Origin of the sequence: Caballeronia sp. RCC_10, assembly GCF_041360715.1 — a bacterium.
GTDB classification, from domain to species: Bacteria; Pseudomonadota; Gammaproteobacteria; order Burkholderiales; family Burkholderiaceae; genus Caballeronia; species Caballeronia grimmiae.
In genome coordinates, this window is record NZ_JBFUPT010000004.1 from 371473 (window position 1) to 383314 (window position 11842).

At 59.7% G+C, this 11842-nt stretch carries 11 protein-coding genes; 5 read left to right on the plus strand and 6 right to left on the minus strand.

The genetic code is table 11. The features are described from left to right. Positions 1-6: 6 nt before the first annotated feature. The gene (locus AB6804_RS11480) at positions 7-1518 is read right to left on the minus strand and encodes an amino acid permease (RefSeq protein WP_370886583.1); all 1512 of its coding nucleotides are present in this window, start codon (positions 1516-1518) and stop codon (positions 7-9) included. 295 nt (positions 1519-1813) lie between these two features. On the opposite strand from AB6804_RS11480, the gene AB6804_RS11485 reads away from it, so the two are divergent. Then, positions 1814-2470, plus strand: a complete 657-nt coding sequence (locus AB6804_RS11485; RefSeq protein ID WP_370886560.1) for a peroxiredoxin — start codon at positions 1814-1816, stop codon at positions 2468-2470. A gap of 53 nt (positions 2471-2523) precedes the next feature. Here AB6804_RS11485 and AB6804_RS11490 read toward each other — a convergent pair whose 3' ends face one another. Continuing rightward, on the minus strand, positions 2524-2997 hold the full coding sequence (locus AB6804_RS11490) for a bacterioferritin (RefSeq protein ID WP_244794874.1): 474 nt from the start codon (positions 2995-2997) through the stop codon (positions 2524-2526). A 94-nt stretch (positions 2998-3091) separates the two neighbouring features. Then, on the minus strand, positions 3092-3799 hold the full coding sequence (locus AB6804_RS11495) for a FadR/GntR family transcriptional regulator (RefSeq protein ID WP_370886561.1): 708 nt from the start codon (positions 3797-3799) through the stop codon (positions 3092-3094). A gap of 448 nt (positions 3800-4247) precedes the next feature. Here AB6804_RS11495 and AB6804_RS11500 point away from each other — a divergent pair, with 448 nt between their 5' ends. The 4 genes from AB6804_RS11500 to AB6804_RS11515 all read left to right on the plus strand — a co-directional run bounded on the left by AB6804_RS11500 (position 4248) and on the right by AB6804_RS11515 (position 8881). After that, positions 4248-5147: a ketopantoate reductase family protein gene (locus AB6804_RS11500; RefSeq protein ID WP_370886562.1), complete on the plus strand. Its 900-nt coding sequence runs from the start codon at positions 4248-4250 to the stop codon at positions 5145-5147. Positions 5148-5225: 78 nt separating this feature from the next. Then, on the plus strand, positions 5226-5555 hold the full coding sequence (locus tag AB6804_RS11505) for a DUF4148 domain-containing protein (protein WP_370886563.1): 330 nt from the start codon (positions 5226-5228) through the stop codon (positions 5553-5555). 702 nt (positions 5556-6257) lie between these two features. After that, positions 6258-6659, plus strand: coding sequence for a hypothetical protein (locus AB6804_RS11510; RefSeq protein ID WP_370886564.1), 402 nt, complete (start codon positions 6258-6260; stop codon positions 6657-6659). 410 nt (positions 6660-7069) lie between these two features. Continuing rightward, entirely contained in the window at positions 7070-8881 is a 1812-nt protein-coding gene (locus AB6804_RS11515; protein ID WP_370886565.1) for an alpha/beta fold hydrolase, read from the plus strand. Between the two features lie 175 nt (positions 8882-9056). Here the strand turns inward: AB6804_RS11515 and AB6804_RS11520 are convergent, their stop codons facing one another. The 3 genes from AB6804_RS11520 to AB6804_RS11530 all read right to left on the minus strand — a co-directional run. Beyond that, complete coding sequence (locus AB6804_RS11520; protein ID WP_370886584.1) at positions 9057-10373, minus strand: ISNCY family transposase; 1317 nt, start codon at positions 10371-10373, stop codon at positions 9057-9059. Positions 10374-10402: 29 nt separating this feature from the next. Next, a complete protein-coding gene (locus tag AB6804_RS11525) occupies positions 10403-10708 on the minus strand; it encodes a helix-turn-helix domain-containing protein (protein ID WP_370886566.1) in 306 nt (101 codons plus the stop codon). Positions 10709-11297: 589 nt separating this feature from the next. Then, positions 11298-11842 (minus strand): amidase family protein (locus AB6804_RS11530; protein ID WP_370886567.1); only part of this gene is annotated, 545 nt, incomplete at its 5' end.

The following is an 11842-nucleotide window of genomic DNA, read 5'->3' on the forward strand; positions in this document are numbered from 1 at the left end:
CTATCGTCAGTTTCTCGCAGTGTGGCCCGGCGGCGTCTGTCGCGCGTCGCGCAGCCTGCTGTGGCGGATGCCGTAGACAAAGTAAATGACGATGCCGATGGCCATCCATACGATGAGACGTATCCACGTATCGGCAGGCAGTCCCGTCATCAGAAAGACCGATGAAAGCGCGCCGAGCGGAGCGACGATGAATACGGCAGGCGTCTTGAATGCGCGCTTGAGTTCCGGCTGTGTGATGCGCAAGACAAGCACGCCGATGCAGACGACCGCGAATGCGAACAGTGTCCCGATGCTCACGAGTTCGCCGACGAGACCGATCGGCAGCAAGCCGGCCAGAATCATTACGATGAATCCAGTCACGACCGTGGTGATGTACGGCGTATGAAAACGCGGATGAATCTTCGAGGCAAACGGCGGGAGCAAGCCGTCTCTCGCCATCGAATAAAAGATGCGCGGCTGGCTGAGCAGCAGTACGAGAATCACCGAAGTCAGGCCGAAAATGGCGCCGAGCTTGACGATGGGCGAAAGCCAGCGCATGCCGATTGCATCGACACCGACAGCGATGGGGTCGGCGACGTTCAGCTTGTCATAGGACACGATGCCGGTCAGCACGTATGAGACGAGCACATACAGGATCGTGCAGATCGTAAGCGAACCGAGCAGGCCGATAGGCATGTCGCGCCTTGGATTGCGTGTTTCCTGCGCCACGCAAGACACGGAATCGAAACCGATGTACGCGAAGAAAACCACCGCCGCGCCGCGCAAGACGCCGCTCATGCCGAACACACCGGATTCGCCCGTATTCGGTGGAATGAATGCGCCAGTCGGATTGCTCGCCGTCACCCAGTGACTCGTATCGACATAGCCAATGCCCGCCGCGATGAACGCGAGCACGATCAGCACTTTGATCACCACGATGATGCTGTTCACGCGCGCCGATTCGCGAATGCCGATGACAAGCAACATCGTGATGAGCCCGACGATCACCATTGCGGGCACGTTGAGAATTGCGCCCGCATGACTCCATCCCTTGCCCGGTTCGTAAGCGAAGGGCGCCTGAGACAGTTGCGCGGGTATATCGATATGCAAAGAATGTAGAAAGCTCACGACATAGCCTGACCAGCCGATCGCGACCGTCGTTGCGCCAACCGCATATTCGAGTATCAGATCCCAGCCGATGAGCCAGGCGATCAGTTCGCCCATCGTGGCATATGCATAGGTATAGGCGCTGCCGGAAACCGGCACCGTCGATGCCATCTCCGCGTAGCAGAGCCCGGCGAGCGCGCATACGATTGCGCCGAGCACGAAGGAAATACTGATCGCGGGGCCCGCATTCGTCGCTGCCGCGTGACCCGTCAGCACGAAAATCCCCGCGCCGATGATGCATCCGATGCCGAGCAAGGTGACATCGAGCGAAGACAGCGAACGTTTCAATGCATGTCCGCCATGCGTTTCCTGAAGCACCTCATCGGTTTCTTCCGCCTCGCTTTGCAGCGCAGCAACGGCTTTCTTTCGCATGACGGTCACGATCGCCTCCTGGGTGACAGCCGCTGGCTGTCGAGATAAACGCTGTTCCGTGATAGCAGATTTCCCCGAGGAATACGAGCTTGCACGAGGCGTCTGCACTGAACGCCCGTTCGCGCCCGCATTTCTTATGCCCCTGACCCTCTCGCCCGCGGGGGAATTCGCAAGCCGGTCCGCCGGGCGGTCGCGGCGCACTATAATCGGCTTGTCTGTTGCGCTCTCATAGCCGGAATCCGTTTCGCAACGGCGCGGAACGCTCTCCGATTACATTTCAACGTGGAGATCAAATATGTCCATCCGTATTGGTGACGAAGCCCCCGATTTCACCGCAGAGACCACGCAAGGCCAGATCCGGTTTCATGAATGGATCGGCGACCAATGGGCGATTCTTTTCTCGCACCCGAAGGACTTCACGCCCGTCTGCACCACGGAACTCGGATACATGGCGAAGCTGAAGCCGGAGTTCGACAAGCGCAATACGAAGGTCATCGGGCTGTCCATCGATCCCGTGGATAACCATTCGAAGTGGGCGAAGGACATCGAGGAAACGCAGGGCGCAGCCGTGAACTATCCGATGATCGGCGATGCGGACCTCAACGTGGCCAAGCTTTACGACATGATCCATCCGAACGCGAGCGGCGGCGGCCCGCGTACCGCTGTCGACAATGCGACCATTCGCGCGGTGTTCATCATCGGCCCGGACAAGAAGATCAAGGCGACCTTCACTTATCCGATGAGCGCCGGCCGCAATTTCGACGAAGTGCTGCGCCTGCTCGATGCGCTGCAACTGAACGCGAAGCATACGGTCGCGACGCCCGTGAACTGGAAGCCGGGCGAGGACGTGATCATTCCGACGTCCGTATCCGACGAAGACGCAAAGAAGAAGTATCCGGAAGGCTTCCAGACGCTCAAGCCTTATCTGCGCACGGTGGCGCAGCCCAAGTAACCTCGTTGTGTTTCTGAAAGCGCGCTGTCCGTCCAAGGGCTGCGCGCTTTCTTTTACACATGCCCGTTTCGTCTCTCGGGCGACGTTTCGACTTCGCCGGGGCGGCGCAGCATCTTGTCGACCTCGCCGGCATGCATTTCTTCGGTCTGAATCATTTGTCGCGCGTATTCCTCAAGCGCCACCGAACGATCCTCCACGAGCTTGAGCAACTGGCGATACAGGTCGAGCGCAACGTTTTCCGCTTGCAGTGATTCGCGCAGAATCGTCGCGATGTCGAACGTGTGATTGTCGAGAAGCGGGCCGATCTCCAGCGACGGATAAGCGCCTAGCGTCGTGATCCATTCGCCCGCCTGATGCGCATGCGTCAGCGATTCGTCCGCCTGCGCGCGCAGCCATGACACGATCGGAATGCGGCCGAAGCCGAACACGAGAAACGAATAATGCGTATAGCGCACGACGCCAGCGAGTTCGGATTCGAGAATCCGGTTCAATACGCCAACGACCTCTTCCTTGTCGAGTTCCGCCATCGTTGCCTCCGTCATTGCGTTGCAAAGCGCGTTACGGCCAGTCAGGACACTCGAACATTGTAGTCATTGATTTCACTTGGCGTGCTCGACGCACTCAAACCGGTTCTTCCACCCACATCGACGCACGCCCGAGCACTTGCGACATCGCGAGGCGAGCGCCGCCGCCATCGGCTGTATCGATTGCACGCACGACGCGGCCATAGTCGCTCAGTTGCGATTCGGAGACGCGCGCAAGGGCATGCGGCTGCACGCGCAAGGACGCTTTCATCGCTCTGAGGCCCACGCGCACGACGCTTCCCATCTGCCGCAAAATTTCATCGCCGCTTGCATCGATGATGGTCGTCAGCAATGCATCCTCTGCCTGCGACTGCAAGTCCTCGGACGGCGAGGCATGCACGAGCCGCTGAAAAGCTGCATTGATGCCGATGCGCTGATGCCGGTTCGCACGCGTCGCGGCAAGCTCGGCGGCGGGAGGATCGACAAGTGAACGAAAGTGAATGAGCCGGCGCATGCAGTCGGGCTCGGGCAGGGCGCGCAGGCGCCATTCGGCGACTTCGGCATCGATGATGAGCCACTCGCTTGCCGGCCTGATTCGTGTGCCTGTCTTGGGTCGTACATCGAGCATGCGTCGCGAGATGAGGACGCTCAATGCTTCGCGCATGATGGTGCGGGACACGCCATGCTTCTTCGAGAGGATTACTTGTGGGGGCAGGACATTGTCTTTGTATTCTCCGTTGACGATGCTCGCGACAAGCTGATTGACCACGCGCTTGACGAGCGATGCTTCATATCCATGGTTCATTTTTTGTTCTCGTGAAAACGCCCACGCTTCGGCTGCGCGTTGCCCGTCGACAGGCCGCGCCGCATTTTGTTTTTCCTGATGTGACGCCCCGGTGCGTCGTGAGTTGGTCTCCTGTGCCGCGATCGCCGTTCCGACAATGGTTGCCAATATCGGACCGGCGCAGCACATGCCCCATAGCGGTCGGCCATTGTTGGAAACCACCCGTCGATCCGCTGAAGCAAGCGTATCGTCCCGCGCTAAGGTTTAACAATATGGTTCACGGCGAATTCGACTGACTATCGTGCGTCCGCCCACAAAGCAAGGGCATCGTCCGTTGCGCAAGCGTTTGCGCCTGATGGGCGCCGCAACGCATGCAGAAGGCAAGCGTTATGTTATTTTCTCGTCGCATGGATGAAGGCATCGACTGTTGATGCCGCCGATGCAGTCACAAAGCTACGAGGAACAGGCTATGAAATTCGCGGTAATGGGTGCGGGCGCGGTGGGCTGCTATTACGGCGGCATGCTGGCTCGCGCGGGTCACGATGTCGTGCTGATCGCACGGCCGCAACATGTAGAAGCGATTCAGCGTGATGGTCTGAGGCTCGACACCAAGTCATTCGACGAGCATGTGCGTCTGTCCGCCAGCACCGAACCTTCGGCTGCAGAAGGCGCGCACGTCGTGTTGTTTTGCGTGAAGTCGACGGATACCGATAGCGCGGCGCTTGCGCTCAAACCGTATCTGAATGAACGCACGCTCGTCGTGTCGCTGCAAAACGGCGTCGAGAACGCCGAACGCTTGCGTGGACTGTTGCCGCAGGAAGTCGCCGCGGCCGTCGTTTATGTAGCGACGGAACTGGCGGGGCCGGGGCATGTCCGGCATCACGGCAGGGGTGAACTGGTGATCGAGCCTTCGAGCATGAGCGAGGAAGTTGCTCGCACGCTGTCGGCCGCCTCGGTTCCCACTGAAATCTCCGACAATGTGCGCGGCGCGCTATGGGCCAAGCTCGTGCTCAACTGCGCTTACAACGCGCTATCGGCGATTGCACAGACGCCGTATGGACGCCTGGTTCAGGGCGAGGGCGTCACTCGGGCGATGCGCGACATCGTCGACGAATGCCTCGCTGTGGCGAACGCCGATGGCGTTACCATTCCCGGCGACGTGGACGCAGCAGTGCGCGGGATCGCACAGACGATGCACAATCAGTATTCGTCGACTGCGCAGGACATGGCGCGCGGCAAACGCAGTGAGATTGACCACTTGAATGGATTGATCGTGCGCCGCGGAGAGGCGCTAGGCGTGCCGACGCCGGCTAATCGCATGCTGCATGTGCTCGTCAAGCTTCTGGAAGCCGAACGCGAGAAACGCTAAGGCTGGGCACGAGCGATGCTGAAGTTTTGGGGCAAGCATGTACATAAGATGTGCTGCCTTACAAACCGGAGGTTCGCCATGAAGTCATTCGTGAAAGCCTTGGCCGCCGCTGCCGTTATGGTCGCGCCGGCAATGAGTTTTGCTCAGGACAATTCGTCGGTAACGCGTGCGCAAGTGCAGCAGGAACTGCGGCAGGTGGAAGCCGCGGGCTATAACCCTGCACAGTCAGACCGCACCACTTACCCGAACGATGTACAAGCGGCCGAGCGCCGCGTTTCTCAGCAAAACGGGGCGATGAGAGGCGACGAAAGCGAATACGGCGGCGCCAACGGCGGGACCTCGGCAGCCGGCATGCGTTCAATGCGCCCGATGAACGACAGCAAACAGTCTGTTTATTTTGGGCATTGAGTTCTGCGCATCGACGGCTCTCCGTGCTTAACCCTAAAGAAAAAAGGCCCGGCAGGACTGCCGGGCCAAAAGGGATGATCGTCGCCCGCGCCTTGAACGCCGTTGCGTGCGCTTGAGGCGTTGCCCGGTCTGATCATCCGCGTGGACGCATTCGAAATCGAAATAGCCGTCCATATTGTTTTAGATGCTGTCACTTAAACCAGGCTTAAGCGGCGCATTCATTGATGCGGGTTTTATATCCGCCCATTTCGTCTAGCCGTCTTCAGGACACTGCGTCGGCACGTTACTCTTCTCTTTCCCAGCGCCGGTCTCCCTTGCCTAAACCGACAGAGTTGCACGCCGGAAATAACTTCCGCTTGTTCAAAAGCCTGAAAGCTACGGCAGTGCAAGATAGCAAACATTTCTTGGTTTGATGCTGTATGTTTGCTAGCATGTACTCATAAGAGCGGCGCGCAAACGGTTTCGAACATCGATTTTCGCGCGAAACAACCGCTTCCCGTTGCAATGCCCCTGGCGTGCATTGTGTACAACACGCCCACTGATCCTGACCTCTTGCTCGGTTCTTCCCAGGCGGTGGGCACGGTCAGAGTCACCGTTATTCCTGGCTTCTTGCAGGTGTCATACATACACAGTGACGTCGTTCGAATGGCGAATGACGCGAAGAAGCTTTGCGCTTGTAATCCGAGACCTTGCGGAGGAAACGTGGAGACGGAACTGAGCCAACGGCTTGCGAAAGCATTGCGACGCTGTGCATCTCATCGGCAATTGCTGACCTATCAGCGTTTTCATTCATTATGTGACAAGGGCGTGCCACTGGTACAAAGGTATGCCGCACTTGAAACCGCCGTGCAAACGCTCGGCGATTTGCACGATATTGATTATGGCGTGCTTCTCGCGCTCGATAGCGGACTGCCCGGCACAGAGTTTTTCCAGCGTTATCTTCGTTATCGTCACAGCGAATACGTTAAGACGATGGGCGATCCCAAATATCAACCACAGACCCTCGCCCGAAAGAAGGCGCTCGTGGCGAGTGAGCGGGCGCGTGTCTACGCGCACGCCCGCACACCCGACGAGCAACCTGCGACGGTAAGCATCGCCGCGTGACTGCGACGGGCCTTGGCGGCGTTGCCTAGGCCACTTCCGTCCTGCTCAATCAGAACTTTGCATTCGCCTGCGACGATTGCGTTTATGCTTCGCTGCGTGGCGCGTTAGCAAGCGCACATACGCGCTTGCAAGTACGCGCCTGCGTATCAGTTTTCCACGAATCAACCAGAAAAAGCGAGTCGCTTCATTAACGATTCAATCGTCGTTTATGCCGCTATGTTGGCAAGGCGACTTTGAAAGGCCGTCTCGATTCCTATCATTGCACGGAATAGCCCGCCGATCGCTTTCATTTCGGAAGGCGGGTTAGGCGTCGGGAATGCATTGCGTCATTCCCGATCGCGCGCAAAGTCAAGGCAGAGGGAGCGGGGGCATCCCTTACTTTGCACGCCGCCAGAGACGAGGACATAACAATGAAACCGGTGGTATTCGGCAGTCGTTTTGGATGGCTGCATGCGGGGGCCAGCAAGCGCGGCGTGGTGCTGTGCAATACATACGGCCACGAATATGTATGGACCTATAGCGGCATGCGTGTGCTTGCGGAAGTGCTCGCAGCGCGTGGCGTTTGGGTGTTGCGTTTCGATTATCGCGGCACCGGGGACTCGTGCGGTGAAGATGCAGCGCCGGGACAGTATGAATCTTCAATCGACGATATCGGCGCCGCCGTCGATTTTCTCAAGGCGCAAACGGGCATCGAGCACGTGACGCTATGCGGCTTTCGCGTCGGCACGGCGTTCGCGGTGGAGGCGGCGCTGAAGCGTCCAGTCGATGATCTCGTGCTGCTTGCGCCTGTCGTCAGTGGGCGCACTTACATGCGCGAGCTGAGCGTGACGCGCAAGACGTGGCTCGAGCAGCTCGCGGCGCCGCTGCGTGAAATACAGCCGCAGGACGGACCGCTCAATGTGCTCGGTCAGGCGTACGGCGACGATCTCAAACGTTCGCTCGAATCCATTGATCTGGCGGCGAGCGTCAAGCGCGCGGGCGTTGCACCAGCGCGCCGCGCGTTGCTGATGCACGGACGGATCGGCTCGAAAGATCCGCTGCGCGATGCGCTCGTTCAAGTGGGCGTCGATGCACAGTCGCAAGTCTTCGATGACATGACGGGCTTCATTCAGGAATCCGCGTTCACGGTTACGCCGCATGCGGCGTTTGCCAAAGTCGTCGAATGGATCGCGGAAGATCAGCCTCGACAACCGGTCAAGGCATTTTCGCCGTGGCCTGAAGAAGACTTGCGCATTGAAACGCCCGAAGCGATCGAGCGGCCGGTTTGCATCGGCGAGGAGGGCATCTTTGGCATTCTGTGTGAGCCGCGGCTGGCAGTGTCGCGTAACGCTGTGTACTTGCTTGCGAATACATCGTCCAGTTCGCGAGTCGGCGACAGTAGATTGTCCGTGCGTATTGCGCGGGATCTGGCAAGACGCGGCATCGCTTCGTTGCGTTTCGATGCGCGTGGCCGTGGCGACAGTCCCGCTGTCCCGGGTGTCGCGCAATCTGACACGCCTTATCACCGCATATATAACCCCGTAGCGACGCAAGACACGGCTGCCGCAGCACGATGGTTATCGCGCCAGGGCTACAAGTCGATCGTTTCGTTCGGCATTTGCTCGGGCGGCTATCACGCGCTCAAAGCCGCGGTGATCGAAACGGCTATCACCGGCGTGGTCGCAGTGAACATCCCCACGTTCAGGCAGCCAGAAAACAAGACGGCTGAAGCGATGCGTGAATCGACGCGCAATTCAATGGCCGGTTATGCAGCGTCGATGTTCGAACTCGATAAATGGAAAGCGATCCTGCGCGGCGACAAGAATCTTCTGCGCGTGCTCGGCTTTATCGGCAACTACGTGACGACGCGTGCGCGTTCGCGTATCGCTGATGCATTCCGGCTCGACAGTCTGAGTCATACACCGCCGGAACAGGCGACGACGCCTCAGAGCATCGCCCGGGCGCTGGACGCTAAGGGGGTGAAGACGGTGCTTGTCTATGGGAGCTATGACGCGGGTCTGGATGTGCTTGCGGCACATTGCGGCAAGCTCGGCACGCGGCTCGCGCGTTACAAGAGCGTGCGTGTGATGACCTTCAGCGATATCGATCATTCGCTGTTCAATCCAGCGAGTTCTGCGCGAGTGATTACGTTGTGCGAGAGCGTCTGCAAGGAGACGTATGCGCCAGCGCCGCAGCCGGTTATCACGGTGCGTGCGCCGGCTGGACCTTGGAGGAAGGCTTAGTTTGAGGCGCCTAGGGCCGGCGATGCGTTCGCCGGCCCTGGAGCTACGATTCCATTCGGCGAGCGCGACATTTGAACTTGGGAGCCATGTTAATGTCATGGCCAGATAGAAATGTCCGCTGGCTGGCTCATTAGAAATGTCCAGTTTGTCGGTTAAATGCTCTCGATGCTTCTGGTCATTTTCCCACCGCGGCTGTCCGCGTTTTGGCGGTTCTCAGCACTGCCGCATTAAGCTGTTCCTGGGTCAATTCGCGCTGCGTTCGCGTGCCCACCTTGCGTTCTTTAGGCCGCGGAGCCAGCCCCTGGTTCGTTCGCGATGGCATGCCTGAAGCGCAGCGATCATCGCGCTGCGCCTGCAGCACTTGTGCGACTTGCAACGCGTGCCCCAGCCGTTTGTTGTCGACCACCGCCCCCTGATCGATCTCCGAGAGTCGATCGTATTGCCGATAGGCGAGGGCCGTGCCATTTACCCGAATCTCGATGCGCCCGTCCGGATATTCGAACACGTCCAGATACTGATGAATCAACGCGCGATTCTCTGGCGTGTCGTCGAGCATATAGATCACCCGGTCATACTGCACCGTCAACGCCTGGGTGACGCGGCGCGGCACCCGTGACGTGAGAATCAGCTCGAGCGATTCGTCCACACGCAACGGTCGATGTGCATCGAACGTGCTCCTTGGCGTCTTGCCGCAGCGACCATTGAAGTCGGCGGCGAAGTGGGGCGCGTACGCATTGGCGGCTTCCTTGGTGTTGATGCCGCGTAGCCGCAGCTCCTTCACCAACCGGTCCTGCAGCGTCAGATTGGCCCGCTCGACACGCCCCTTGGCCTGGCTGCTGTTGGCACAGAAGGCGTCGATGTTGAGCTCGTACAAGGCCCGTCCGAACTGCGTGACGCCTTTGCCGGCGGTCTCGGCGTGTCCATTGCAATGAAACACCGCCGCCTTGTCGCTGTACAGCGCAACGGGCTTGCCATACGCTTGGAGATACTTACGCATGGCCTCGAAGTAGCTGAAGGTGGACTCCGTCGCGGTGAAGTGCAAGATCATCAGCCGGCCCGTCGCATCGTCGATGAATACCAGCAGCGTGCAGGCGGGTGCGCGATCTTCGAACCAGCGATGCTCGCTACCGTCGATCTGAATCAGTTCGCCCAGACACGAACGACGGTTTCTCGGCTGGTGCAGTCTTGGCGGACGTTGCTTACGCGGAATCCATAGGCCTGCATCACGCATCCAGCGCCGCACGGTCTCCTTGCCCAGCGCGATGCCATGACATTCACGCAGCTTCTCGCAGGCCAGCGTCGGACCAAAATCAACGTAGCGCTCACGCACGAGCGCCATCGCGCGTGAACGCAGATCGGCGGGCAACTCGCGGTTGCTGGGCTGCCCGCGCTTGCCTGAAATCAGCGCAACCGGACCGCTTGCCACATAGCGCCGCGCCAGACGACTGATCTGGCGTTCGCACAGCCCCAGTCGTTCGGCAGCCCGGACCATCGTCAGCCGATGCTCGCACACCGCCTCAATCACCTTAATGGGTTCGAGTTCAGGGTCGGGCCAAAGTCGGCGTAGCGCTCCCGGATGATGTTCACGGCGCGCTGCGCCAGAACGTCGTCCAGCTTGCGATTGCTCGCTCGGCCACGCTTGCCCGACGCCACGCCTAGCGCTCCGTGCTCACGATAGCGCCACACCAGCCGCTCGACCTGGCGCACCGTCAGGCCCAGACGCACGGCGGCGCGTCCGGGCTTCAAGCCCGTCTGGACGACCGCCTCGATCACCTTCAGTCGATCCCATTCGCGCATGGTCAGACTCACTGTCGGGTTCGGTGACATCGCGGCGCTCCCGCTGAACGGTCAGCCGCCAGCTTGCCACCGGCTAGAACCCGACATCTGTAAATAGCCAGAACACGACATTAGGATATAGCCGCTACAGTTAAAAACTGCGCTAATTTGCGTTATGTCAACTATGCGATGTCCCCACGAGACTTTGAGCCACTCCTCGACCTACGGCCCCGACCAACGCCTCCCCACGACCTCACCTTGAAATCGAATAACGCCTGACTTGCCATCGCTTGCCCGCGTCAGTCTTGACACCAAACCAGCGCACGAAGCCAGCGTCACCACAAGACCAGCTTCTGTCCTTGTGCCGCCATCGAAATCATGTTCGACCAGGCGCCGGCGACGACGCCAGCCCGGTATGCCGACGCCTCGTGTTAGACATCGGCGGCGCAGAGAACGTCCAGCAGTTGCTTCTTCCCGACCATCTCGACATCCTCCACGCGCTCGCGTGCCTTCGTCGAAACACGGCGAATGCGCCGGCGCGCGGCCGCGCGCGTTGCATCGCGTGCCGCAACCCGCTTGCGTCGGGCCCGCTCGCTACGAACGACTTGCTACGAGACGAGACCCGAGCTCCAGACGAGATTCAATCCAGCGCCGGCGCCTTCCGCCTGACAGCGCCACCACTTTCATACGCGAAAGCCAACCCGAGCAAGGCCGCTTCATCCCACTGCCGACCCACGAAGATCAGTCCGAACGGCGCTCCCGACTCGTAATATCCCGCCGGCACCGCGATGCCAGGCAGCCCCGCGATGTTGATCTCGCCTACCGTCGTCTCCTGGATCGTGTCATTGCCGTGCAGCGGCGGAAGCTCGCAGCGCATCTGCGGAAAGACCAGCGCATCGAGCCGCTGCTCATCAAACACCTGCTCGAAGATACGCAGATAGCGCGCTTTCAGTTCCACGAACTCGGGCATCTCCGGCGGCAGCGACGGATTGGCGAGCGCCGCCCCGAAGTCCCGCAAGCTATGCATGTAGCGCAGCACGCCTTGCGGTGTGAAGCGCACCGGGTTTTCCGGAGACCTCAACTCCTGAGAGAATGAGGAAATGGAAAACATCGACAAAGCAAAACGCAAGACTGCGCCGAAGTATCCGACCGAGGTTCGCGAGCGCGCGGTTCGCATGGTGTTCG